Raw genomic sequence first — 24,823 nt, forward strand, 5'->3', positions numbered from 1 at the left:
ATTCCCTCCAACTGTTGATGCCGGGACGGCCCTCTTGGATGGGGCTTTTGACCATCGGCCCGATCGGTCACGATCTTGATGTTCCCGATAACCTGTCCTGATGCTTGCGGCAATGCGCTAATCGTAGCGGTTCGGGCGATCGGTTAATCCGATCGTCCTGCCACTGACTTAAATTTCATCAATCGGTCGCATGGCCGCGTGGCGGCCAGCATGCACGGACTTCAGGCCGGCGGCCGGAAGCTCATCAGCGTGCGCGACTTGTAGTCGTAGAATTTACCGGTTTCCGTCCAGTCGGGTGCGCACATCGGCACGATGAACTCCGCCGCCTGCTCGGGCGTGTCGAGCGTCAAGGGATCCTCGCCCGGCATTAGGGTCGCGCGCACGCGGGTGCGGATCGGCCCGGGATTGAACAGGTTGACGCGCAGCTTCGTGCTCGCGGTCTCCTGCGCCCAGGCGCGTGCCAGCGTTTCCAGCGCGGCCTTGGAGGCGGCGTAGGGGCCGACATAGGCGGTCGCCTTGTTGGCGGCGCCCGAGGTGATGAACACCGCGCGGCCGGCGTCGGATTGCTTCAGCAGCGGCTCCATGCAGCGGATCAGCTGGAAATTCGCCGACACGTTGATCGCCATCACGTCGGTGAAGGTCTTCAGCTCGATATGGCCGATCGGGGAGGAGGGGCCGAGCACGCCGGCATTGCCGACGACAATGTCGAGCTTGCCGTGGCGCTCATGCAGCGCGGCGCCGAGCCGCGCGATACCGTCGAAGTCGGTGAGGTTGAGCGGCACCAGCGTGGCGCTGCCGCCCGCTTTCCGGATCTCGTCGTCGAGCTCTTCCAGCCCGCCCTGCGTGCGCGCGACCGCGACGACGTGCGCACCGGCTTTCGCGAGCGCGATTGCGGTGGCGTAGCCGATGCCGCGCGAGGCGCCGGTGACGAGAGCGATGCGGTTGGCGAGGGGTTTTGTCATAGCGGGGTTTTACAGACGTGAACGGCCGGGACAAGCCCCCGCTGGGTCGTCATTCCGGGGCGATGCGAAGCGTCGAACCCGGAATCCAGAGATCACTAACCGACATCGAGATCCCCGGGTTCGCGCGATCGCGCGCCCCGGGATGACGCCTTCGGCGTCAGCTCGCCTCAGCCAGCAACGACAATTGCCGCGGCTGTTGTTCGGTCTGGGTCTGGTCGGTGAGATGCGTCGGATAGGCGCCGGTAAAGCAGTGATCCGAAAACTTCGGATTGGCCGGGTCGCGGCCGGGCTCGCCCATCGCGCGGTACATGCCGTCGATCGACAGGAAGGCGAGCGAGTCCGCGCCGATGATCTCGCGCATCTCTTCGAGCGAGTGCGTTGCCGCGAGCAGGCCGCCGCGATCGGGCAGGTCGATGCCGTAGTAATCGGGATAGAGGATCGGCGGCGAAGCGAGACGGAAGTGCACCTCGGTCGCGCCCGCATCGCGCATCATGCGCACGATCTTCTTCGAGGTGGTGCCGCGCACCAGGGAGTCGTCGATGAGGATGATGCGCTTGCCTTCGATCGCGGCGCGGTTCGCCGAATGCTTCATGCGCACGCCGGATTCGCGGATCGCCTGCGTCGGCTGGATGAAGGTGCGGCCGACATAGTGGTTGCGGATGATGCCGAGCTCGAACGGCACGCCGGAGAACTGGCTGTAGCCGACCGCGGCGGGCACGCCGGAATCCGGCACCGGCACCACCACGTCGACCGGCACGTGGCTCTCCCTGGCGAGCTGTGCGCCAAAGGCCTTGCGCACCTCGTAGACCGAGCGGCCGTGGACGATGGAATCCGGACGGGAGAAATAGATGTATTCGAAGATGCAGGGCCGCGGGGCCATCGGCGGGAACGGCTTGTGGACGTCCTGGCCGTTCTCGTCGAACACGATGACTTCGCCGGGCTCGATGTCGCGCACGAAGCGCGCGCCGATGATGTCGAGCGCGCAGGTCTCCGACGTCAGGATCGGGCAGCCGTCGAGCTCACCGAGCACCAGCGGCCGGATGCCGCGCGGATCGCGGGCGCCGACCAGCTTCTTGTTGGTGAGCGACACCAGCGCATAGGCGCCTTCGATCTCGCGCAGCGCGTCGATATAGCGTTCGATGAAGCGGGCGCGCCTGGATCGTGCGACCAGGTGCAGGATCACCTCGGTGTCGGTGGTCGACTGCATCATCGCGCCGTTCTTGACGAGCTCGCGGCGCAGCGTCAGGCCGTTGGTGAGGTTGCCGTTATGGGCGACCGCAAGGCCGCCGGCGTTCAGCTCGGCGAACAGCGGCTGCACGTTGCGCAGGATCGTGGCGCCGGTCGTGGAGTAGCGGACATGGCCGACCGCAACACTGCCGGGCAGGCGGTCGATCACCTCGCGGCGGGAGAAGGTGTCGCCGACGAGACCGAGGCGGCGTTCGGAGTGGAAGCGATTGCCATCGTAGGAAACGATGCCGGCAGCTTCCTGGCCGCGGTGCTGAAGAGCGTGGAGACCGAGGGCGGTAATGGCGGCGGCGTCGGGATGGCCGTAGATGCCGAATACGCCGCATTCCTCGCGTAGCGTGTCCCCCTCGAGATCGTTCTGAAGCTCGAGCCCGGCCGGGGGGAGGTCGAGATCAAGCTGGGCGTTCCAGTCGGGGTTTTGCATCTCGTCCATCGCGCCTCTCTTCGGGCTCAACTCAACGCGCCGCGGGTTTCTCGATCAGCTTTTTAAGGCTGTCACGAGCCGGTTTACTGTAGCCGTCGCTGCCGCCCGCAGGCTGCTGCTCGGTATCAGCTTGATCATCATCTGGTTTGTTTTTCTTGAATCTCTTCAAGATGGTGTTCTCGGGGTCATCCGGCAAGAGCGACATCAGCCAATCCCCGGTTCCCTGGAGCACCACCCGGGATTTCGCCCCGGTGACCCAGTCCGGGCGCTGCTTGTCCGGGACCAGCCAGGTGAAGAACAGGAAGGCGACCACGACGATCAGGAGGCCGCGGGCCAGGCCGAACAGGAAGCCCAGGGTGCGGTCCAGGGCGCCGATCCGGGAATCCAGGATCATGTCGGAGATCCGGACCGTGATCACGGACACCACAATCAGCGTGCCCACGAACACGCCGGCCACAACCACGACGCTCGCGACAGTGTCGTTGTTGAAATACGTCTTGGCGGTCGGCAGCAGCTTGGAGAATGAATAGAGCGTCACGATCGCCGCCGCGCCCCAGGCCGCGATCGACAGGATTTCGCGCATGAAGCCGCGGACCATGGCGAGCAGGCCCGAGATCAACATCACACCGAGCAGGATCAGATCGAGGAGTGTAATCGGCATCGGCTGGTCTGGTCCGCTCGTACTTTCAAAGGTGCTCAGCGAATCGGTGTTTTGGCCGCCGCCCTAAGTGAGGGGCAGACGGTGTTCCCGGCAAGTCCGGAACCACGCAATCCCGTGCTGCTTTGTGACGGCTGTATAGCGGCGGGGCCGGGGATCGTCACCTCCACCTAGCCCTCTCCACGGCGGAATCTGGCGGGTGTGGCATTTTTCTCGGGCTGACTTGCGGCTTCGCCCCGGCGGGAGCCGCGGGCGGCGATTTCGGCGACCAGCGTGGTGAGGCTGTTCACGGCGTTGAGCGACAGCCCGGCGTCGCCGCCAGCCTCGCCCCGGGCCGATTCGGGCAGCACGGCGCGGCTGAAGCCGAGCTTTGCGGCCTCTTTCAGCCGCGCGGGGGTCTGGGCCACCGGCCGCACCACGCCGGAGAGCGAAATCTCGCCGAAATACACGGCATCGGTGGGTAACTGCGCATTAACCAGTGAAGACACCAGTGCTGCTGCCGCGGCGAGGTCGGCGGCCGGCTCGTGGATGCGCAGGCCTCCTGCGACGTTCAGATAGACGTCGTGGCCGGACAGCTTGACCCCGCAATGGGCCTCCAGCACCGCCAGCACCATGGAGAGCCGGCTGGGGTCCCAGCCCACCACGGCACGGCGGGGGGTGCCGAGCGAGGTCGGCGCCACCAGGGCCTGCAATTCGACCAGCACGGGGCGGGTGCCCTCGATCCCTGCGAACACGGCGGTGCCGGGCGTGCCGAGGTCGCGCTCGGACAGGAACAGCTCTGACGGGTTGGTGACCTCGCGAAGGCCGAGGCCCGTCATCTCGAAGACGCCGATCTCGTCGGTGGGCCCGAAGCGGTTCTTCACGGCGCGCAGGATGCGGAACTGCTGCGAGCCTTCGCCCTCGAAGGACAATACGGCGTCGACCATGTGCTCGACCACGCGGGGGCCGGCGATCTGGCCGTCCTTGGTGACGTGGCCGACCAGGATGATGGCGGCTCCCGTTTTTTTGGCGAAGCGGATCAGGGCCTGCGCCGAGGCGCGCACCTGCGTCACGGTGCCGGGCGCTGATTCCACCGTGTCGGTCCACATGGTCTGGATCGAGTCGATCACGATGAGGCGGGGGACCGCTCCTTCCGACAGCGTCGAGATGATGTCCTCGACCGACGTCTCCGCGGCGAGCTGCACCGGCGCGTCCGACAGCCCGAGCCGTTCGGCGCGCAACCGCACCTGCGCGATCGCCTCTTCGCCGGAGATGTAGACGATGCGGTGGCCGGCGCGGGCCAGCATACTGGTGGCCTGGGTCAGCAGCGTCGATTTGCCGATGCCGGGATCGCCGCCGACCAGCAGCACCGAGCCGCGCACGAAGCCGCCGCCAGTGACGCGGTCGAGCTCGGTCATCCCCGAGGACAGGCGAGGGGCGTCGGGGCTCTTTCCCGCCAGGCTCTCCAGCGCGAAGGTGCGCCCCTTGCGCTTGGAGCGGATCGACACCGGCACGTTGCCGGTCGCGTCCTCCTCGGCCAGCGTGTTCCACTCGCCGCAGGCCTCGCACTTGCCCTGCCAGCGGTTATAGGCCGCGCCGCAGTTCTGGCAGACGAAGGAGAGCGTGGATTTGGCCATGGGGAACAGCGTGAATCGGTGTCAGGGGGACTGCGCGGCGTTCCATAGCATGGAGAGCCCCGCCGCGACCATGATGGCGTCCATCACCAGGCGGAACACGTCCGGCTTCATGTGCAGCACGAAGCGCTTGGCGATGAACGCGCCGAACATCAGCGAGGAGCCTGCGATGAGGCCCTTGATGGCGACGTCGCCGGTCAGCGCGCCGAACCGTTCGAAGGTCACGGATTTCGAGAGATAGAGGCCGAGCGAGGAGGCGGCTTCGGTCGCGAGGAAGGCGCCCTTGGTCAGGCCATAGAACAGGAACAGCGGCACGCTGAGCGGGCCCGTCGAGACCACGATGCCGGTGAGATAGCCGATAATCGCGCCGCCGATCGCCAGATGCCAGAGATTGGCCTTCAGATCGTGCCGCGCGAGCCAGTGCCGCGCCGGCACCATCGCGATCAGGAAGATGCCGATCGCAAGGTCGACCGCGTGCGAGGGCAGCGCCAGCAGCGTCCGCGCGCCGAGCGCCGCGGCAGGAATGCCGGTGATTGAATAGGCGGCGCACGCCTTCCAGTCGACCTCGCGCCACCAGGCGAGGATCCGCGACAGGTTCGCCATCACGGCGGCCACCGCCATGATCGGCACCGCCTGCTTCGGCCCGTATTCGTAGACCAGCACCGGCATCAGCATGATCGACGAGCCCGTGCCGACGATGCCGGAAATGGTGCCGGCGATCAGGCCGACGATGAGGACGAACAGGAAGGCCAAAGGGGAGGACTCCGGGAATCGGGGGGAGTGTAGCCAATTCTTTGCCGCAGGTCGGACCGGTTCCCCTGCGCGGCAAAAACTTTGGAAAACAACCCCATGCAAAGTAGCTGGCGGCGCCCGGGTCGGGCGGCTGCCTGCAAACCGGGCACCGCGCCGCAGCACATGCTGACAGCATGTTGGCAGCAGGCCTCGGCTATGACCATCTCCTGACACTTTTCGAAAGACGGAGCGGGTCATGCCGATCGAGGGGAGCTGCCATTGCGGCGAGACGGTGTTCGAGGTCACGGAGCCGCCGGCGAGCGTGACGCGCTGCACCTGTTCGCTCTGCGCCAAGCGCGGCGCGTTGTGGGCCTATTACAGGCCGGCGCAGTTCCGCCTGCTATCTCCGGCAGAGAACGTGGCGACCTATCAATGGGGCAGCCGCACCGTCAAACATCATTACTGCGCGAGCTGCGGCTGCGGCACCTATTCGGAGTCGCCGGACTGGTCGACCGGTAAGCCCGACTTCGACAATCCCAAGGTCGGGATCAACGCGCGACTGTTCGACGATTTCGATCTCGATGCGGTGCCGGTCAACGTGATCGACGGAAAGAATTTGTGGTGACGGCGCGTACTTGGAAGCGCGAAAATGCGCCCACAATGGTCCGAGCATCCGGTCTGGGTTCAATGACCGAAGTAGACGAACATCGATGCGATGGCTGCATATAGAACTGAACGTAGAAGGACACTCGAGCGGCTCCACCTTCTTCCAATGGAGTTCTCGTTTGGCCCAAGCCAGTATTGCTCGTACCAATCAGGCTGAACGCGAAATGCGCGCATCGTGGCTTGTTCGAATTGATTTGGGTGAGAAATTTTCGGCTGCATGACACGCCCTTGTGCGGCCAGTTCGTTTTGAACCAGGCGCGCGGTCCTATTCACGACGGGAGGACGGCGCCGCGCGGGTCGGAGGCACGATTGGAGGAGACGTAGTCGATCTCGCCGCGCCCGATACCGAAATCGAGCAGCTCCCGCTCACTCAGACCATCTAACCTGGTGCGCAACTTCTCGCGTATGCGCCATTCGCAAAATGCATCGCGGCAATGCGCGAGGACGGCGAAGCCGAGCCGCACCGCCACAATAGTCCGCCGTGACTCGAACGCGTTGAAGGCCGTTGTCATCGGAGTACCTCCCGGCGCTTGTTTCGCCGGGCCATGATGCTCGGACGCGGCAAGGCACGCTTGACAGGCGGCTTACATTTTCCTTACCGGCGGCTTATTCTTTCGCGTCAGACCGTGCCGTGGCGACCTCGAAGGGCAAGGCGGCGCTGACGACCCGCCTCAACGCTGCTAGAAGCGCGATCGGCGATACGGGCGAGGCCGGGCTCCCTGAGTGACGTTGCGCACCTATTCGAAGTCGCGGACACCCGCGGCTTATTTTGATTCATTCTAGCCGTCGAGTTCAATTCTCTGTGCACCATCACGGTGGAGACGAAAGTGAGCGGACTCGAATACACCAAAGAAAACGCGAGGCGGTTGGAAAAACTCTATCTCACGAGGGACGTCGCGGCGCAGCGATCGGAAACAATTCGACAACTCAATTTGTCCAGTGGTGAGAGTGTTTTGGATATCGGGTGTGGCCCGGGCTATCTGTGCGAAAGCATGGGAGAAATCGTTGGACGTCATGGTGCCGTCGTCGGCATCGATGTTTCGACCGATTTGATAGCCCTCTGCGATCAACGAAAACCGTCTACTTGGCTTTCATATGCGATTGGCGACGCGACCAAAATAGATCAGGCGGATGGATCGTTCGATGTCGTCGTTTGTACGCAAGTCGCCGAATACGTTCCCGATGTCGATCGCGTTCTTTCTGAGGCACTTCGTGTCCTGAAGCCGGGTGGCCGCACAATTTTTGTAGCAACAGATTGGGACGCTGTTGTGTGGCACTCAGACAACCCAGAACGCATGGCTTCGGTCATGAAATCATGGGAGGCACACTGCGCCCATCCGCGTCTGCCAAGATCCATGGCGTACAGGTTGGTCAATGCGGGATTCAGGTTTGACGGTGCAACGGTGTTTCCAATCCTCAATCTGCGCCATGATGAGGATAGCTATAGCAACGGCCCATCACTGGGTATTCGGGATTTCGTCGCGCGGAAGAAAGACGTCTTGGCTGGTGATTTGAACGAGTGGTACGGCGAGTTCGAGCGTCTGAGCGAAGCAGGGAGATACTTCTTCAGCACCAACCGATACATCTTCAAAGCGTCGAAGCGCACTGCGCAAGCCAGTTGAAATGACTGTTCTTCGGCGCATGGCAGAGGTGATAAGGCGCCACCGACTCTGCTTCGAGGGCGATACCGCCGCTTTGCTGCGTCTGGCTAGGCAACGGAATGAGCGCGCGCGCCTATGGCGTGTACTCATAAATCGAGGTTCGTGATCGAGCTCGACCCATGTCCGCTATCCGGCGTATTGCAGACTCAAACCCGAGATCGCCTCAGGTCCGAAAAGGGCCAAGAGCCGACATTGCTCGATCATGAGGACGCGCCCGCCGAAAGGCTTGCGACCAGCTCGCGCAGATAGATCCTGATCGCATCTGAATCCGCATTCATCCGTGCGCCGTTCGTGCGAAACAAGAACTTGATGCGAAGTCCGCTGGTGACAGTTTCTTGCGCGGCGCAGAACAGCGCCGCATCGGCGATCGACGCTTCATTGCCTTCGCAGACGAGCACGAAAAGTTCGCTGGTTTCGAGCAGCTCCTGGTGCAGCCGCTTTTCTATCGCGTAAGTGCCGCCCCTCAGTATGGCCTTGTCCATCTCGGAGCCGTAAATCGTGGCGCGTTCCATCCTCCGCGCCAAATACGCCTTGTCGGCGAGGCGGCACACGAGGACAAGTGTCGCATCGCGGGCCGACGGGCAATTCGACGCGGCCCAAGTCTGCACATCTGAGCCGCCGAACTTCCAGGGATATAGGCCGATAGCGACCGGCCCGATCACTTGATTGTCCCGGAGCCCACGCCCGCAGATTTCCTTGAGGCCCTGCTTGCTATCGAAACTGAGAAAGTTCGTGTAAGGCGAACCGGCTGCACCCACATCAAGGGCAAACACCGGCGCCGCCCCTACTCTCAGCGTCATGTTCGCTGCGCTCACGCGGTAGGTGGCTGCGGCGCAGACCTGCTGCGAGGGCCGCTTGATCCAAGCCATCGTCGCGGCAGGCCCCGAATAGGCGATGGGTGGCAAAATATAGCCGAGCATGGCGACTGCCATGAACCGATGAGGATGCCGGCTCAACGGTGCTATCCAGAGCGTCGCCGCCCGCGTGAGCAGTCCGCACCATAGGCCCCCGGCAGCGGTCAGGATGAATAACAGGGCGAACACCGACGCGAGCCTGCCGTCCATCGTGGCATTCATATATGCCGCGAAGGCGAGGGCAGCGATACCCGTTATGATACGCAAACGCCAGCCCGGCAACGCGAGGCCGACGAGGAATGGAAGCGTGTAAGTTGTCGCGATGGCGCTGTCGTCGAGTAAGAACATGCCGGCTCTCGATAAGAATGACTTGGTGACGCATGCCAAGCTTGTTGCCTGGTCACCATGAACATCTGCCCATAGGTCTGACGAATTTATCGCCACGGCTCGATACGGAGACCGTCAAATCCCGGAAATATCTGGAATCGGGAACGGAAAAGTCGGCCAGTTTCCGCCTTCGGGGGCATGTCCGTTTTGGGTCAGTTGCGTCGTTTTGACCTTGAGCCAGACACTTCCGGTCTACGCCCAACTTCGGACATTAAGCTGCGCGTCACTGCAGCGACGGGCCAAAACTCGACGTTGGATTTCCCTATCAGTCACACAGACGGCATTGTCCTCGCTTGCCCAGTCTTCAAGCCATATGCCGGCATGGGCTGCTGGGACTGATCTGCAAGACGGGCAGGGCCAGAGGCTGAACTTGTGCCTACAGGCGCGTGGTCTGTGGTACCTTCGGTTAGCGAAGCTGCTTGAGGTTTGGGTCTCGTTCGGCCCAAAGTCGCGGGAAATGTGACAGTCTTCGGTCCAATCCAGCTGGGTCGGACCTCGTGGCAATAGCGGAGCAAGCCGCGGAGCCTTGTGCTTACACGGCGAGGGGCAAGGATCGCCTGGTGCTTCAGTACCCTCGAACACAGGTCCATCATGAGAGATCGACCGGTCTCGATCTGACGCGGTGGGAGCACGCAATCGCGCTGACCTTAGCGATTGGCGTCGTCTATTTTGTGGCGGCGCGGCTAAGCCTTGTACTGCTGACTAAACCAGAGGGCGTAGCGGTTTTCTGGCCCGCCGCAGGTGTCTCGACCGGCGTCTTGATTGCGCTCGGATTCCATGCGCGATGGCCGGTCATTTTCGGTACGATTGCTGCCACCACTTTGGCAAATCTGCTTGGCGATCGAAATGTATGGGGCGCAATTCTGTTCGGCCTATGCAATGCCGGCGAAGCTGTGCTCGCGGCGTGGCTAATCGAGGTTCGTTATGGTCCCGACTTCACGCTGAGCAAGCTGCGGAACATGCTGGGATTTGTCGCGGCAGCCGTCATGGGGACCGCCGTGTCTGGCATCGGTGGCGCGATCGTATTCAGATTTTTCCACAACTCGATGACGCCGATATGGACAACCTGGGAGCACTGGTTTGCGTCTGATGGACTGGGGATTTTGGCGGTTGCGCCGTTGGTGATCGAGCTCGCTTCGGCTGCGCGCGACCGGCCGCCGGTGAGCGAACTTCTCGAGGGCGCCCTAACCCGATCTATTCACGAGAGCACGGTCGTTCTTGACGTCTGACGGGGGCTGGCGGCTGGCGTGGGTGACCGTCCGGCGTTTTGTCACCGGGTTCTACATCAAGCTGTTTTGTACGCGCTGGAGGAATGGGCGGGTGAGCGGGCGCAGGCCCGGTCGGTTACGGACCGAGCGGGAGCAGCGCGCCGGGCAAGCTGCGGAAGAGGTCGGCTTCGGGGCATGCCGCGGCGAACGCAAGGCGAATGCGGCTCGCGGTTTCGATGACCCGGGCTGCGATTTTCAAGAGACGAAGACGCAGCGTCGCGAACTCGGCAGTGGCCAATTCCCGGACTTTGGGAATGGCGCCGCGCACGGTAAGCATCAACCAATAAGCGGCGGTGTGGAGAACGAGACGGACCTGGTTGGCGAGCGCCGAACGGCAACTGGTGCGATCGGAGGCGAGCTGCGTCTTATGCAGCTTGATCAGATTTTCGGCTTGGCCGCGCGCGCAATACAGGCTGTCGTAGATCCACTCGGCCGAGCCGACATCGAGGCTGGTGACGACGAAGCGGATGTCGAGGCCGAGCATCGTCGCCTCAATACGGGCGACAGTGCGCCGTTCGTGATCCCAGGACTTTGCCTTGTGGCGCGTCTCGGTATAGCCGCGCAGAACAGGCAGGTTCTCGATGGCGCGTCGCGTGCGAACGTCGTCGGCGACCTCGTCGACTTTTCTGGCGAGAGGCTTGGTACCGGACAGACCGAAGATGTAGTCGATGCCGTTGTTCTCGCACCACGTCATGGCCTCCGGCCGAGCATAGTGCCCGTCGCCACGGAACGTAATTCGCGTCTTGTGCCACCGCGTCCGGATATGCCGTATCAGGCGGCGCAGATGGGCACGCACCTCGACGCCGCCCGGCGTCTTGCCGGGCCGCAGCACGACCGCCACGGGCCGGCTCTTCTCCGTGTCGTAGACGTGGATCGGCAGGAAGCAGCGTTCGTCATAATGAGCGTTGAACAGCGAGAGCTGCTGATGGCCGTGGACGACATCGCAGGTATCATCGATGTCGAGCGTGACGGATGCCGGCTCGCGCGGGTAGCTATCCATCCATGCGTCGACCAAAGTGTAGGTCAGTCGGATCACGTCGCGCAGGCGCGGAGCATTCTCCAGGCGCGACAGCGTCGGTTGGGAACACAGATCGCGACCGCTGTCCGGCAGCCGTCCGCAGGCCAGCTTGAATGCGGGATCGGACCGCAGATGATCGAGGTCGTCGGCGTCCTCGTAGCCGCAGCAGATCGCGAACATGCGCGCGCGGAACATATCGACAAGGCTGTGCACGACCCGCGTCGGATCGCGCCGATCCGGGAACACCCGGGCCAAATTGTCGGCCAAACCGAGACGCCGCTCGGCCATCGCCAGAAGCATCACGCCCCCATTCGAGGTTAGGCGTCCACCATCGAAGGCAGCTGTGACTTTCTTGGCGTGAACGGCTGGAAACGAGAAGGGCAGAATCGTATCATCGGTCATGGCGGGCGTGGCGTTCGCGGTTGAGGTGATGGGGTTGGCTTCGCAACCGAATCCTACGCCGCATCAGCGCTTTACACCACGCTCGCCAGCCTCTCAGGCGCCCTCTCGCGAATAAGACGGGCTAACAGTCGTGGCACTTGCACTCGTAAGCGCACTTGCCATTTTCCTACGGTCGGACCTGCTGGCGAACGTTGGGCCGGTCGCCGTTTTGTTTGCCCCGATGTTGTGGCTTGCGGCGCGATGCCGGCCAGTGTTTGCTGCCGCCGCGGCCTTCATAGTTAGTCTTTCGATCGTTTGGACCACTACCTTTGGCATTGGCTATTTTGGCAATCCTGCTCTTTCGTTAGGGGAGCGTGTTCTCGCCGCGCAAGTCAGCATTCTGCTCGTGACCATCGGCTCGTCGCTTCTTGCGGCACTGTTTGCCGAAATACGAGACAAGAGGAGGATCGCCGAAGCAGCGCTCCGCGCAAGCGAAACCCAGCGTTATCTCATCGAGTCTGAGAGACTCGCCGCACTCGGACGCCTCGTCGCGGGTGTCGCACACGAACTCAACAGCCCCATCGGCATCAGCCTGACGGTTGCTTCAACACTCGCGCAACGTTGCAGCAAGTTTGGACATCAAATCCTCTCAGGTCCGGTCCGCCGTTCGTTGCTCACGGAGTTTGCTAATGGTAACCGCGACGCAGCCAATCAGCTGGTGTCGAATCTCGAACGCGCCGGGGAGCTGATTCAAGCGTTCAAGCAGGTTGCTATCGATCGCAGCCATGCTGATCGCCGCAGATTTGATCTGAGACTCGCGACCGAGCAGATAGTGGCCAGCGTAATGCCGGGCCTCCCTAAGCCTCGCAGCCCCTTGGCGATCGACATACCCTCCGACGTCATCCTGGACAGCTACGCCGGCGCTTACGGACAAGTGCTGACAAATCTGATCTTTAATGCCGTTACGCATGGCTTTGCCGACGGACGTGGCGGGAACATGCTGATCGAAGCAACTCGCGTAGGCTTCGACCAGATCGAGATCAGTTTCTCCGACGACGGATGCGGCATCCCGGAGGAAATTCAGCGTCATGTGTTCGACCCGTTCTTTACGACGCGGCGGGCGAAAGGCAGCACCGGGCTCGGCCTCTATATCGTCCATAATCTTGTAACTGAGCAACTGGGCGGTCGGATCACGCTCATCTCTGCTCCCGGGAAGGGCACGTCGGTTTGCATGGCAATTCCCTTGGTTACACCTAGCCATGCGACGTCTCGCGTCGCAGTTCTAGCCTAAGCAAGGGAGTGAAAGCCAGCTTTGCCAGTATCCGCGAAATTCTCGAAACTATCGTCACGCGTCGTGCGCTCCGGCCCTGAACGTCGTGCTCATCGCAGTCGCCCCCGTCACGCCAGTGGAAGCTTGTACTTCGGCCAGCATCAAATTCCGACGGGACCATAGCACGTTGCGCCGGCTACGGCGTCGCTGCGGGATCTCTATGCGGCCTATGACTGCTCTGGGTCATTCGCGTCGTTTTGACATGTCTGCAGCATGTCCGCTATCCGCAATTCGGCGTTGCGGCTACGGCTTATGATTCCACGCCCTACTTCAGCACGACCCACGCCGGCGCGTGGTCGCTCGCGCCTTCCTCGCCGCGGACTTGCTTGTCGACGCCGCCTTTGGTCAGGCGCGGGGCGAGGGCAGGGCTGAGCAGGAGGTGATCGAGGCGCAAACCGGCATCGCGCGGCCAGCGGTTACGCTTGTAGTCCCAGAAGGTGTAGATGCGCTTTTCGGGATGCAGCGTGCGGAGCGCATCGCACCAGCCTTGTGTGACGAGTGAGGCGAACGCGGCGCGGCTCCTGGGCTGGATCAGGGCGTCCTTGTCCCAGGATTTCGTCGGGTAGATGTCGAGCGCGGCCGGGGCGACGTTGTAGTCGCCGGCGAGCACGACCGGCAGGTCCTGCTTGAGGAAGGTCTTGGCGTGGCGCTTCAGGCGCACGAACCAGTCGAGCTTGTAATCGAACTTCGGCCCGGGCTGCGGGTTGCCGTTCGGCAAGTAGATGCTGGTGACGATGATGCCGCGCACAGCAGCCTCGATGTAGCGCGCCTCGTTGTCGTCAGCGTCGCCGGGTAAGCGGTCGCGGGTCAACACGGGCTCGGCGTTGCGCGCGAGAATGGCGACGCCGTTCCAGGTCTTTTGTCCGCGCCAGACCGCGCCGTAGCCGGCCTTCGCGATCGCAGCGGCCGGAAATTCGCCATCAGTGGCTTTCAGTTCTTGGAGCGCGACGACATCGGGATTCGCCGCGCGCAGCCAGGTCAACAGGTTGGGCAGGCGACGGTTGATGTTGTTGATGTTGAATGTCGCAATCTTCATGTAGAGCTGATGGCTCCTCACGCCGCAAACCGGAGAGACAATGTCCAAGTTGAATTTTGCCGCTATCGCAGTCGCCGTCGCGCTCTCCGGGCCCGCGCTGGCACAATCGTCCGATCAGCGCGGCGCTTGCAAGGCGGATTATGACAAATTCTGCGCCGGCATCGCACCGGGCGGCGGCATCGTCGCGTGCCTCAACGGCAAGCGCGACCAGCTCAGCGCCTCCTGCAAGAAGGCGCTGGATAGCCGGAAGAAGTAAAGTCTCGTGTCCCGGACGCGGCGCAGCGCGAAGCTGTGCGACGCAGAGCCGGGACCCATCTCACCACAAACGCTGGGCCCCGGCTCTGCAGCGCACTACGCCGCGAAGGGCGGCGCACTGCGCTGCGTCCGGGGCACGAGAGTGTTGACTAAGTTGGCAGCGGCGGCGGGCTCGCCGGCTGCTCCGTCAGCGGTGGGGGCGCGGGCGGTTCGGCGGCGGACGTCGCGGCGACCTGCGCGAGAGCCGGCTGTTCGACCGGCGCTTGCGCATTGCCGCCCTTGTAGACCCGGGCATAACGATGGCCGAGGCTCGTCAGCACCTCGTATCCGATGGTGCCGAAATGATGCGCGAGCTCGTCGACGGTGATGCCTTCGCCGAGCAGCGTCACCATGTGGCCGCGCCGCACCGTGTTCGGCGGCAGATCGGTGATGTCGATCGCGATCAGATCCATGGAGACTCGGCCCGCGACCGGGCAGCGCTTGCCTGCGACGATCACCTCGGCGCCGCGCGTGCCGTCATTGGAGCTGGCGGCGCGGAAATAGCCGTCGGCATAGCCGACCGCGACGATCGCGAGCTTCGTGGGGCGCCGCGCGCTCCAGGTGCCGCCATAGCCGACCGTCTCGCCGCGCTCGATGGTGCGGATCTGCACGATGCGGGCCTTGAGATCGACCACCGGCTGCATCGGATTGTCGGCCTCCGGCGTCGGGTTGACGCCGTAGAGCGCCGCTCCCGGCCGCACCAGGTCGAACTGGAAGGGGGCGCCCAGGAAGATGCCGGAGGAATTGGCGAGCGCCGCGGGCACGCCCGCGAATTCGCTCGCGATGCTGCGGAAGGCCGCGAGCTGCTTGGCGTTGACCGGGCTGTTGAGCTGCTCGGCGGAGACCAGATGGCTCATCACCAGCGTGATGCCGTGATCGCCGGCATTGATGCGCGGGATGATGGCCTGCGCCTCCTGGAGCGTCAGCCCGAGCCGGTTCATGCCGGTGTCGACGTGGATGGCCGCGCCCCCGGTCCAGCCCGTGCGGCGGCAGAACACGTCCCATTCGGCGAGCTCGTTGAGATCGCCGATCACGGGACGGCAATCGATCTTGGCGTAATGCTCGCCGGTGTTCTGGAAATAGCCGCCGAGCACATAGATCGTCGCGGTCGGCACCGCCGCGCGGGCGGCACGCGCTTCCTCGATCGTCGCGACGAAGAAGGTCTTGCAACCCGCCTTGTGGAGCGCGCGCGCCACCGGCTCCGTGCCGCAGCCATAGGCGTCGGCCTTGATCACGGCCGAGCATTCGGCCGGCACCGCGGTCTTCTCGAGCTTGCGCCAGTTGGCGACGATCGCGTCGAGGTCGACGGTGAGCACGCCGCCATAGACGGCAAGCGCCGCGGCCTGGTTGGCCTCCTCGGAGAGGAGGCCGGTTTGCGGGATGAGATTCGGGTCGGACGCCATTGTCATGGCGTCGTTTTACGCAAGAGGTGAGCGCGGTTCAACCCGAGCAACCCAGAGCGCGATGAGATCATCGCGCTCTGCCTCGTTGCTTGAGCATGATCTTTTTCGGAGAACCGCTGCACACTTTTCCGGATCATGCCCAGGGCTAGTAGTCGCTGCGATCCGGGATCTGGCCGTCATGCGCGAGGTCGCCGAAGCGGGTGACCGAGGCATCGAAGTGCAACTCGACCGTGCCGGTCGGGCCGTGGCGCTGCTTGCCGATGATGACTTCGGCGCGCCCCGCCGTGCGTTCCATGTCGCCCTGCCATTTGGCGTGTTCCTCGGTGCCGGGGCGCGGCTCCTTCATGGCGAGGTAATATTCCTCGCGGAACACGAACAGCACGACGTCGGCGTCCTGCTCGATCGAGCCGGATTCACGCAGGTCGGATAGCTGTGGCCGTTTGTCGTCGCGCGATTCCACCTGACGCGAGAGCTGCGACAGCGCGATCACGGGGACGTTGAGCTCCTTCGCCAGCGCCTTCAGGCTGGTCGTGATCTCCGTGATTTCCTGCACGCGGCTGTCGCTGGCGCGCTTGCCCGAGCCGGACAGCAGCTGGATGTAGTCGATCACGAGGAGATCGAGGCCCTTCTGCCGCTTCAGCCGCCGCGCGCGCGCCATGAGCTGGGCGATCGACAGACCGCCGGTCGCGTCGACATAGAAAGGCAGCGACTGCAGCTCGATCGAGACCTGGCGGATCTTCTCGAAATCGGCTTCCGAGATGCCGCCACGGCGGATGTGGGAGGAGGGAATGCCGGTGCGCTCGGCCACGATACGCGTGGCGAGCTGGTCGGCCGACATTTCGCAGGAAAAGAAGCCGATCACGCCGCCGTTGGCGGCCTTCATGGTGCCGTCGGCCTGAAGTTCTGGAACGTAGGCTTGCGCGACGTTGTAGGCGATGTTGGTCGCAAGCGAGGTCTTGCCCATGCCGGGGCGGCCCGCGACGATGATGAGGTCGGAGTGCTGCAGGCCGCCCATCTTGGTGTCGAGGTCGCGCAGGCCCGTGGAGATGCCCGACAGCTTGCCGTCGCGCTGGAACGCTTTCGCCGCGAGATCGACCGCAACCGTCAGCGCCTGCGAGAATTTCTGGAAGCCGCCGTCATAGCGGCCGGACTCGGCGAGCTCGTAGAGGCGCCGCTCGGCGTCCTCGATCTGCGCCCGCGGGGCGAAGTCGACCGGCGCGTCATAGGCGACATTGACCATGTCCTCGCCGATGCCGATCAGGTCGCGCCGCAACGACAGGTCGTAGACGGTGCGGCCGTAGTCCTGGGCGTTGATGATGGTGGTCGCTTCCGCCGCAAGCCGCGCCAGATATTGCCCGATGGTCATGCCGCCGACGTCGGTATCGGAGGGCAGGAACGTCTTCAGCGTCACCGGGGTGGCGATCTTGCCCATCCGGATCAGGCTGCCGGCGGTCTCGAAGATCGTCTGGTGCAGCGGCTCGAAGAAGTGCTTGGGCTCGAGGAAGTCGGAGACGCGGTAGAAGGCGTCGTTGTTGACCAAAATGGCGCCCAGAAGGCTCTGTTCCGCCTCGATATTGTGCGGCGCGCTCCGGTAGGCGGGGGTTCCCGCGTCGGGCGCGAGTTTCAGGACGGTCGAATCAGTCAGGGCCATGGTCGGAGGTGCTTAGCAACTTTTCCGGCAGGATGCGGGGCGGCGATAAAGCGCCCACGGCTCCCAAAGCGGAAGCGAAAGCTGGTCGCTATCAACCGCTCTTTAAAATGGTGGATGGTTAGCAGCCGCAGCATGCGCGATGCTTGACTGATGTTTTGCGGAATTCGCCTCGGCGCCTTGATCTCGCTCAGGCCGGGCCACGGAAAAATCCGGATGATGTGAACCTTATATGTCGGCGCGCAGACCTATTTTGCAGGCGCGCATCATGCGGCGCGCTGGCCGGCCGACTGTTCAGACGATCAGGAGGTAGACCAGCGCAACCAAGGCGGCGGCAACGCCGGTGGCGATCAAGGCATAGTCGGTGCCGAGATCGTCCTGCACGTCGAAGGAGGTTTGGATCTTCTTGCTCATAGTGACGGTCTAGGACAATTCCGACCACCACTTTGTGAAGCAGATCACAGAACCCCGGAATCTTTCGGGTGAGGCTTGGAACCGGCCGGCGGGCAGCGAATTGATCCGGTCCGCGAGCGTCAGGAGGAGGCGAGGCGACCATGCGGCAGGAGCTGCAGACGTGGAAAAGCGAGGCAGGCAGCCGGATCTGGCTGTCGGCGCTTATCGCGGCCATGGAGGACGCCTCCCGCCCGGAATCTGAGCGGTCCAAGCTGCTGCCCGAGACGCTGGCGCAATTCCGTGCGCAGCTCGCGCTGCCGGCCTCGCTGCTCTATCCAGCCTCGCACCTGCGCCACTAGCCTCTATTATCATTCGCCCGCGAGCTTCAGCCTCGGCTTGCTACCGCTTTCCAGGCTGCGCAGCCGCTCCTCTTCTCGGGAGATATAGTCGCGGGTCACCGGCACCACGCCTTGGCGTCTGGTGAGCTGGACCTGGAAGTTCATCATGCCCTGCTTGCGGAAGGTCATCTCGCAGGCGGCCAGATAAAATTCCCACATCAGCGCAAAGCGCTCGTCATAGAGCTGAACCGCTTCCTCGCGCCGCGCCATGAAGCGCTCGCGCCAGGCCTTCAGCGTCTCGGCATAGTGCAGGCGCAGGATCTCGATGTCGCAGACGAGCAGCCCCGCGCGCTCGATCGCGGGCAGCACCTCGGACAGCGCCGGGATATAGCCGCCGGGAAAGATATATTTGGCGATCCAGGGATTGGTGGAGTCCGGCCCCTGCGAACGGCCGATCGAATGCAGCAGCATGACACCGTCCTCGGCGAGGAGTTCGGCGCAGCGCTCAAAATAGGTGTTGTAGAACTTGACGCCGACATGCTCGAACATGCCGACCGAGACGATGCGATCGAACGGACCGTCGATGTCGCGATAGTCCTGCAGCAGGAACCGGGCCGATCGGGTCAGGCTCCTCTCGGCCGCGCGAGCATTCGCAACCTGCAACTGCTCGGTCGAGAGCGTGATGCCGGTGACGTCGGCGCCCGCAATCTCGGCGAGGTAGAGGCCGAGCCCGCCCCAGCCGGAGCCGATATCAAGCACGCGCTGGCCGCGCTTGATGAAGAGCTTCGCCGCGACATGCCGCTTCTTGGCGAGCTGGGCGTCGTCGAGCGAGCTGTCCGGCGTCTCGAAATAGGCGCAGCTATATTGCTTGTCGGCGTCGAGGAAGAGCGAATAGAGCCGGCCGTCGAGATCGTAATGACGGGCAACATTGGTCCTGGCGCGGGCACGCAGGTTGAACTGCTTCAGATGCCGCGTCAGGTAGCGCAGGTGCCATTGCGGCCTCGCCCACTGCGGCACCATGTCGGGTTGATCAAGCAGGATCGCCAAGGCATCAGCGATGGTGCCGGCCTCGACGACAAACTCACCGTCCATATAGGCCTCGCCGAGCCCGAGTTCGGGATTGAGCAGGATCTTGCGCTGCGCCTCGGCGGTCACGAAGCGGACCGCCACGTGCTGGCCGGAGCCGTCGCCACATGTGAATTTTGCGCCGCCTGCGGTCGTCACCGTCATCGTTCCGCGGCGGATGAACTTCGTCAGGAAGCCACGCAACAAACGGTCCATAGAACCATCCTGTCGAGCGAACCCGAAAAGATGCGACTAACCCCCGCTGTCACACCGACGCATCGGAACCGCATTGGTTCCTATGCATCCGCATGGAAAGCTAATCAGCCGGCCCCGAACCTGCTATTGCGTTGTGTTCAAAGCCGATATTCGCAAAACGCGCGATCACATCCTTGCGTCATGAGCGCGCTTCCAATTGCAGCGCAATCGGCTAAAAGGTGACCCGCCGCCGGCGCCACCTGCGCGCGCGGGCCGGCGTTCTTGCGTATTTTCAATGGAGATGACGGGATGTCGAGCCGAGCGCTCAGCCTCGCGACGGTGTTGCTTCTGATTGGCCTTGGCGCTCCAGAGGCTGCGTTTGCGCAGGCGACGAACCTCGAGGCCGGCAAGAGCCCGTCCCAGATCTTCGCCCAGACCTGCAATGCCTGCCACAAGTCGCCGCGTGGGCTGCTCAAATCGGTGCCGCCGGGCTCGCTGCCGGGCTTCTTGCGCCAGCACTACACCACGAGCTCGGACATGGCCGGCGTGCTGTCATCCTATCTCGTCTCCAACGGCGCGACCGACACGCGCTACCAGGCCAAGGACGGCAAGGACAAGAAGGACGGCGCCAAGGAGAAGGACAAGGAAGCCAATTCCAGCGCCACGCAACAGCCCGAGCATCCCAGCCGGCGTCAGCATCAGGACGCGGCGAAGCCGGAGGGCGAGGGCGCTCCTGCATCCGAGACCGGACGCGCCGGTTCGAGGCGAATGGCGCGGCCGAGCGAAGAGGGGGCCAAGGACGGTGCGAAGGAAGGCGCCAAGGAGAACGGCAAGCCCGAGGGCCAGGCGACCAATGAGCGTGGCCCCGAGGGCCGCAAGTCCAAGCAGCGCATGAGCAAGCGCGGCAAGCCCGAGCCCGAGGAAGCTCCTAAGACTGACACGCCCAAGGGCGAAACGCCCAAGGACATGCCTGCCGCGGCCGAGGACAGGAAGAGCGAATCCAAGAGCGATACGAAGAGCGATACGAAGAACGACAGCGCCAAGGTCGATACCGACGCCAAGCCCGACAGCACCAAGGACAAGCCGGCGGAGAAGCCGGCCGACAAGCCCGAGAGCGCCAAGGTCGAGCCTTCGACCAGCCAGACCCCCGCGCTGCGGCCTGATCCCGTGCCGCAGGTGACGCCGCCCGCGCCGGCTGCCGCGAAACCGGCCGAGGCTGCGCCCGAGCGGAAGCCGGCCGATACCGCGGTGAAGCCCGCCGATGCCTCTTCGAACGGCAACGGCGCCTCCGCGCCGCAGGATGCGCCTGCGACCGCGGCGGCTCCGCCGGCTCCGGTCGAGCCGTCAGGCCCGCCGACCCCGCCGCTTTCCCGCTAAAGAGACTTTCATCTCGTTACTGCGCCGGAGGCTGCTGATCGCGGCCTCCGCTACCGCGTTGGCCTCGATCGCGATGCTGAGCGAGGACGTCGCAGCCCAAACGAAAAGCCCGGCCGCATAGGCGGCCGGGCTTCCGTTTGGCGCATGAGCGCGAGGCTTACTGCTCGGTCTCTTCCGCAGCCGGAGCCGGCGCGGCCTCGTCGTGCTGGGCTTCCGGATCGAAGAACTCGCCGGCGGCGGCGATCGCCTCGGCGGCAGCATCCCGGTCCTCGTTGCGGGTCGAGATGTCCTCGCCGCGGTTGATGCGCTCGGCTTCTTCCTGGCTGCGCGCAACCGTCACGGTGACCTCGATCTCGACCTCCGGGTGGACGGCGACCGTGATGGTGTGCTTGCCGATGGTCTTGATCGGCGCGTCGAGCTGCACCTGCGGGCGAGCGAGCGCAACGCCGTCCGCTTCGAACGCCACCACGACGTCGCGCACGGTGACCGAGCCGAACAGCTGGCCGGCTTCGGACGCCTGTCGGATCACGATGATGTTCCGGCCCGCGATCTTCTCGGCGACCTTGGACGCCTCGCCCTTGGCCTGGAGGTTGCGCGCCTCGAGGTCGGCCTTCATGCCGTCATACTTGGCGCGGTTGTCGGCGGTGGCGCGCAACGCCTTGCCACGCTTGAGGAGGAAATTGCGGGCATAGCCGTCGCGAACCTTCACGACTTCGCCCATCTGGCCGAGCTTGGCCACGCGTTCCAGCAAAATGACTTCCATAATCGTTCTCCTTTTGAAGTGCTGTGAGTTGGGATTTACGGGTTGAACTTAAGGGGTCGGCAGTGGCGGCGGTTGCGGCCGGTTGCGTAGGAAGCGCTCGCGGAAGCCGAAGACGGCATCGGCAAGCCCGAGCGCGATCATCGCGATCACGGGCCATCCGAGCACGACGACGACGGCGTAAGTCGAGCCGAGCCAGAAGGCGCGGCTCTTCAGCGCCAGCGTCAGCGTATGCAGCACGGCGAAGCCGGTCAGCGCATAGGCTATCATCAGCGCCGCCGTAATGATCTGCGCGGCGATCGCGATCAGCCCGCCGGCGAAGCAGAAGGCGATGGCGATACACAGCACGGCGAGCGTCATCGACGGCAGCTCGGCGGTCATCAGCGCGGGCCAGGGACGGCGCAGCCGTCCCGACGTCGCCGTCACCTTGGCCGAGAGCCAGAGGTTGAGGGTGAGCGTCATCATCGAAACGATGGTGGCAACGGCCGGTGCGACGGTCGCCAGCGCGTCGATGAACTGGTCAGTATCGCCGGAGAGTTGCGGATCGGCCGAGCGGAGGATGCGCATCAAGCCACGACGCAGCGAGGTCGTGATGCCCTCGGCATCGCTGCCGAGCGTGAGCAACGCCGCGATCGTGACCAGCGCGGCAAAGCCGGCGATCCAGAGCAGGATCCGCCCGACCGGATACCATTCGATGTCGGGCTCGGCCGGCGGCTCGGCGCCCGCCGTGATCACGGCAGGAGTGGTATGGCGGCCGAGCAGCACGAGATGGCCGAGCCACCAGGCCGGCAGTGCGACCGTGACGGCGAAGGCGAGGCAGTAGGGCAGGCCGAAAATCGCGCCAAGGCCGATCGCGGCGGCGATGCCGCCAAGGCTCGCATACAGCGGTCCCCAGCCGATCGCGGCGACCATCAGCGGCAGGGGCGAGAGGTAGAACAGGACGAGCGAGATCAGCGCGCCCGAGACGATCGAGGCGAACATCAGGGCCGACGCAGCGCCGGCGATCAGGGCAATGAGTACAAGTGCCATCATCAGCTGTCCCGCTCCCTTCGAGCGGTTAGAGGCGTTTCGCCCCAACCATCGGCAACCGGACGACCCGGAAGCCTTATGAGTTTGAATAATACGACCGGCGGCCTTGGGGCCGCCGGTCGTAGCGTCTTAGCGGATCACGTAGGGCAAGAGGCCGAGGAATCGCGCGCGCTTGATGGCGCGGGCGAGCTCACGCTGCTTCTTGGCGGACACGGCCGTGATGCGGCTCGGCACGATCTTGCCGCGCTCGGAGACGTAACGCATCAGCAGCTTGGAATCCTTGTAGTCGATCTTCGGCGCGTTGGTGCCCGTGAACGGGCAGCTCTTGCGGCGACGGAAAAACGGACGGCGTGCACCAGCTTCAGCCATTGTTCTTACTCCCCATCCGTCGTCGTGGTGGTTTCAGCGTCCTCGCGCGGACGGCGCGGGCCGCGGTCACCGCGGAAGCCACCGCCGTCGCGATCGCCGCCACGGAAACCACCCTCGCGGTCGCCACGGAAGCCACCGCCTTCACGATCGCCACGGAAGCCGCCGCCACGGTCGTCGCGCTCGCGGTCACGGTCGGCCTTGCGCATCATCGCGGACGGGCCTTCCTCGAGCTCCTCGACGCGGACGCTGAGATAGCGGATCACGTCTTCGCTGATGCGCTCCTGGCGCTCGATCTCGGCGATCGCCGCGGACGGCGCGTCGATGTTGAGCAGCACGAAGTGCGCTTTGCGATTCTTGTTCATGCGGTAGGTGAGGGAGCGCACGCCCCAGTTCTCGGTCTTGGTGATCTTACCGCCGAGACCCTCGACGATACCGGTCATCTGGGCCGTCAGTTCTTCAACCTGCTGCGGGCTCGCGTCCTGACGCGCGAGAAAAACATGCTCGTAAAGAGGCATGGAAGTCCTTTCCTCATGTTGGCGCATCGCCCGGCGTCAAGCCCTTAAGAGACCTTCGGAAAGGACTCTGGGATTAAGCTCAGAAGGCGGAAACACGGGACGACGGGCCGACTGGCCCTGCCACATCAAAATCAACAAGTGAATTTGCTGAGACCGTCCGTTCAGCTCCCGGCCGGGGTCTGCGGTTGGCGCGCTTTATACGGATTTTGGCCGGCTTTGCAAGGTTCGGCGGACGGGTTTTGGAGACCCGCGGGCGAACAGGGTTGTCGCGGTTCCGGTGCGGGAACACCGCGCTTGTACGGAATCCCCAGAATTTGCAGAAAGTTGTAGGCTTGCGATTGCCGGGGCTGAATTTCATCTCGAAACCATTTTTACCGGCAAGGGGCCGCTCTCAGGAGCGGCCCCTTTCGATTCCAGAGCAATCCAAAGCCGCATGCTGCTTCGTCTTGATTTATTTGTTTGTATAGCATACAAATAAACGACGGGAGGAGCCGATGGCCAAATCTGTCAAAGGTGCGGTGGAAGCGGCTCGGGGCGACCCGAAGCATGCTGCCCGGGCCACCCGTTCGGCGGGGCGCAAGATGCGCTCGCTGCTCCTCGATGCCGCTAGTCCTCTGTTCAAGGAGCAGGGGCTCTCGGGGACCTCGATTTCCGACATTGCGACCGCCGCGAACGCCTTTCCGAGCCAGATCACCTATTACTTCCGCACCAAGGAGGCGCTGTTCGTCGAATGCGCCTGCCGCGATCTCCTGTATCTGGCGCGCGCCACCGAGCAGGCGGCGCTGAAGGTGCACACGCCACAGGCCTACACGCATGCGCTCGCGCAGACGGTGACGGCGACCGATTCGGTGGCGTTCTTCGCCGAAGCACTGACGCTGACGCGGCGGCGACAGGATCTCGCGCCGCTGGTCGAGCGCACCATCGAGCGGCTGCACGCCGAGGGCGCACGCGCCTATGCCGCCCAGGTCGAGCGCCACGGCTGGCGAACGTTGCGCGCGCCCGACGAGAGCTCGCGCAGGTTCTGGGCGGTGGCGATCGGCGTCATCGTGGAAGGCTACGCGATGGGCCGCTCGCCGGATGAGCTGTGCGCAGAGATGCTGCGCGTGCTGGGCGAGCAGGCGAAAGCAGCGGGCGCCGCTGCGCGCCTGCTGCTCGTCGGGGATCGCGACGCATCAACAGAAACGGATGGGGAGAGTTAGGCC

24 protein-coding genes are annotated in these 24,823 nt (G+C 63.9%); 8 read left to right on the plus strand and 16 right to left on the minus strand.

Annotated elements, in window-relative coordinates:
- Positions 1-221: 221 nt before the first annotated feature.
- The 5 genes from NLM33_RS03795 to NLM33_RS03815 form a co-directional block, all read right to left on the minus strand.
- Positions 222-962, minus strand: a complete 741-nt coding sequence (locus NLM33_RS03795) for an SDR family NAD(P)-dependent oxidoreductase (RefSeq protein ID WP_254094810.1) — start codon at positions 960-962, stop codon at positions 222-224.
- Between the two features lie 157 nt (positions 963-1,119).
- Positions 1,120-2,631, minus strand: a complete 1,512-nt coding sequence (purF, locus tag NLM33_RS03800; RefSeq protein ID WP_254105640.1) for an amidophosphoribosyltransferase — start codon at positions 2,629-2,631, stop codon at positions 1,120-1,122.
- A gap of 31 nt (positions 2,632-2,662) precedes the next feature.
- Positions 2,663-3,292 (minus strand): CvpA family protein, encoded by a 630-nt coding sequence (locus NLM33_RS03805; RefSeq protein ID WP_027522555.1) that lies wholly within the window; start codon positions 3,290-3,292, stop codon positions 2,663-2,665.
- A gap of 167 nt (positions 3,293-3,459) precedes the next feature.
- Positions 3,460-4,905, minus strand: a complete 1,446-nt coding sequence (gene radA / locus NLM33_RS03810; RefSeq protein ID WP_254094811.1) for a DNA repair protein RadA — start codon at positions 4,903-4,905, stop codon at positions 3,460-3,462.
- Positions 4,906-4,926: 21 nt separating this feature from the next.
- The gene (locus NLM33_RS03815; RefSeq protein WP_254094812.1) at positions 4,927-5,655 is read right to left on the minus strand and encodes a sulfite exporter TauE/SafE family protein; all 729 of its coding nucleotides are present in this window, start codon (positions 5,653-5,655) and stop codon (positions 4,927-4,929) included.
- 235 nt (positions 5,656-5,890) lie between these two features.
- Here NLM33_RS03815 and NLM33_RS03820 point away from each other — a divergent pair, with 235 nt between their 5' ends.
- On the plus strand, positions 5,891-6,259 hold the full coding sequence (locus NLM33_RS03820; protein WP_254094813.1) for a GFA family protein: 369 nt from the start codon (positions 5,891-5,893) through the stop codon (positions 6,257-6,259).
- A gap of 310 nt (positions 6,260-6,569) precedes the next feature.
- On the opposite strand, the gene NLM33_RS03825 is transcribed toward NLM33_RS03820, so the two are convergent.
- Positions 6,570-6,812 carry a DUF1127 domain-containing protein gene (locus NLM33_RS03825; RefSeq protein ID WP_254094814.1) on the minus strand — a complete coding sequence of 81 codons (243 nt, stop codon included), beginning with the start codon at positions 6,810-6,812 and terminating at the stop codon, positions 6,570-6,572.
- Between the two features lie 315 nt (positions 6,813-7,127).
- Between NLM33_RS03825 and NLM33_RS03830 the strand changes: the two genes are divergently transcribed.
- Positions 7,128-7,922 carry a methyltransferase domain-containing protein gene (locus NLM33_RS03830; RefSeq protein WP_254094815.1) on the plus strand — a complete coding sequence of 265 codons (795 nt, stop codon included), beginning with the start codon at positions 7,128-7,130 and terminating at the stop codon, positions 7,920-7,922.
- Positions 7,923-8,161: 239 nt separating this feature from the next.
- Here the strand turns inward: NLM33_RS03830 and NLM33_RS03835 are convergent, their stop codons facing one another.
- Entirely contained in the window at positions 8,162-9,163 is a 1,002-nt protein-coding gene (locus tag NLM33_RS03835; RefSeq protein ID WP_254094816.1) for a hypothetical protein, read from the minus strand.
- A 536-nt stretch (positions 9,164-9,699) separates the two neighbouring features.
- On the opposite strand from NLM33_RS03835, the gene NLM33_RS03840 reads away from it, so the two are divergent.
- Positions 9,700-10,431 carry an MASE1 domain-containing protein gene (locus NLM33_RS03840; protein WP_254094817.1) on the plus strand — a complete coding sequence of 244 codons (732 nt, stop codon included), beginning with the start codon at positions 9,700-9,702 and terminating at the stop codon, positions 10,429-10,431.
- A 115-nt stretch (positions 10,432-10,546) separates the two neighbouring features.
- Here the strand turns inward: NLM33_RS03840 and NLM33_RS03845 are convergent, their stop codons facing one another.
- A complete protein-coding gene (locus NLM33_RS03845) occupies positions 10,547-11,890 on the minus strand; it encodes an IS1380 family transposase (protein ID WP_254094818.1) in 1,344 nt (447 codons plus the stop codon).
- A gap of 130 nt (positions 11,891-12,020) precedes the next feature.
- Between NLM33_RS03845 and NLM33_RS03850 the strand changes: the two genes are divergently transcribed.
- Positions 12,021-13,160, plus strand: a complete 1,140-nt coding sequence (locus NLM33_RS03850; protein ID WP_254094819.1) for a sensor histidine kinase — start codon at positions 12,021-12,023, stop codon at positions 13,158-13,160.
- 304 nt (positions 13,161-13,464) lie between these two features.
- Here the strand turns inward: NLM33_RS03850 and NLM33_RS03855 are convergent, their stop codons facing one another.
- Positions 13,465-14,235, minus strand: a complete 771-nt coding sequence (locus tag NLM33_RS03855; RefSeq protein ID WP_254094820.1) for an exodeoxyribonuclease III — start codon at positions 14,233-14,235, stop codon at positions 13,465-13,467.
- A gap of 40 nt (positions 14,236-14,275) precedes the next feature.
- Between NLM33_RS03855 and NLM33_RS03860 the strand changes: the two genes are divergently transcribed.
- Positions 14,276-14,491 carry a cysteine rich repeat-containing protein gene (locus NLM33_RS03860; protein ID WP_254094821.1) on the plus strand — a complete coding sequence of 72 codons (216 nt, stop codon included), beginning with the start codon at positions 14,276-14,278 and terminating at the stop codon, positions 14,489-14,491.
- A gap of 148 nt (positions 14,492-14,639) precedes the next feature.
- Here the strand turns inward: NLM33_RS03860 and alr are convergent, their stop codons facing one another.
- Both alr and NLM33_RS03870 read right to left on the minus strand, forming a co-directional pair.
- Complete coding sequence (alr, locus tag NLM33_RS03865; RefSeq protein WP_254094822.1) at positions 14,640-15,932, minus strand: alanine racemase; 1,293 nt, start codon at positions 15,930-15,932, stop codon at positions 14,640-14,642.
- 145 nt (positions 15,933-16,077) lie between these two features.
- On the minus strand, positions 16,078-17,583 hold the full coding sequence (locus NLM33_RS03870; RefSeq protein ID WP_254094823.1) for a replicative DNA helicase: 1,506 nt from the start codon (positions 17,581-17,583) through the stop codon (positions 16,078-16,080).
- A gap of 551 nt (positions 17,584-18,134) precedes the next feature.
- Between NLM33_RS03870 and NLM33_RS03875 the strand changes: the two genes are divergently transcribed.
- Positions 18,135-18,332, plus strand: a complete 198-nt coding sequence (locus tag NLM33_RS03875) for a transcriptional regulator (RefSeq protein ID WP_254094824.1) — start codon at positions 18,135-18,137, stop codon at positions 18,330-18,332.
- A gap of 9 nt (positions 18,333-18,341) precedes the next feature.
- Here NLM33_RS03875 and NLM33_RS03880 read toward each other — a convergent pair whose 3' ends face one another.
- Positions 18,342-19,592, minus strand: coding sequence for a cyclopropane-fatty-acyl-phospholipid synthase family protein (locus tag NLM33_RS03880; protein WP_254094825.1), 1,251 nt, complete (start codon positions 19,590-19,592; stop codon positions 18,342-18,344).
- Positions 19,593-19,880: 288 nt separating this feature from the next.
- Between NLM33_RS03880 and NLM33_RS03885 the strand changes: the two genes are divergently transcribed.
- Positions 19,881-20,948, plus strand: a complete 1,068-nt coding sequence (locus NLM33_RS03885) for a hypothetical protein (RefSeq protein WP_254094826.1) — start codon at positions 19,881-19,883, stop codon at positions 20,946-20,948.
- A 157-nt stretch (positions 20,949-21,105) separates the two neighbouring features.
- Here NLM33_RS03885 and rplI read toward each other — a convergent pair whose 3' ends face one another.
- The 4 genes from rplI to rpsF all read right to left on the minus strand — a co-directional run bounded on the left by rplI (position 21,106) and on the right by rpsF (position 23,621).
- A complete protein-coding gene (gene rplI / locus NLM33_RS03890) occupies positions 21,106-21,711 on the minus strand; it encodes a 50S ribosomal protein L9 (protein WP_254094827.1) in 606 nt (201 codons plus the stop codon).
- A gap of 48 nt (positions 21,712-21,759) precedes the next feature.
- On the minus strand, positions 21,760-22,740 hold the full coding sequence (locus tag NLM33_RS03895; protein ID WP_254094828.1) for a DUF2232 domain-containing protein: 981 nt from the start codon (positions 22,738-22,740) through the stop codon (positions 21,760-21,762).
- Positions 22,741-22,866: 126 nt separating this feature from the next.
- Positions 22,867-23,106 (minus strand): 30S ribosomal protein S18, encoded by a 240-nt coding sequence (rpsR, locus tag NLM33_RS03900; RefSeq protein ID WP_212371059.1) that lies wholly within the window; start codon positions 23,104-23,106, stop codon positions 22,867-22,869.
- Positions 23,107-23,111: 5 nt separating this feature from the next.
- Positions 23,112-23,621, minus strand: a complete 510-nt coding sequence (gene rpsF, locus NLM33_RS03905) for a 30S ribosomal protein S6 (RefSeq protein ID WP_254094829.1) — start codon at positions 23,619-23,621, stop codon at positions 23,112-23,114.
- A gap of 494 nt (positions 23,622-24,115) precedes the next feature.
- Here rpsF and NLM33_RS03910 point away from each other — a divergent pair, with 494 nt between their 5' ends.
- Positions 24,116-24,820 (plus strand): TetR/AcrR family transcriptional regulator C-terminal domain-containing protein, encoded by a 705-nt coding sequence (locus tag NLM33_RS03910; protein ID WP_254094830.1) that lies wholly within the window; start codon positions 24,116-24,118, stop codon positions 24,818-24,820.
- The last annotated feature ends 3 nt before the right edge of the window (positions 24,821-24,823 follow it).

It is taken from the genome of Bradyrhizobium sp. CCGUVB1N3, from assembly GCF_024199925.1.
GTDB lineage: Bacteria > Pseudomonadota > Alphaproteobacteria > Rhizobiales > Xanthobacteraceae > Bradyrhizobium.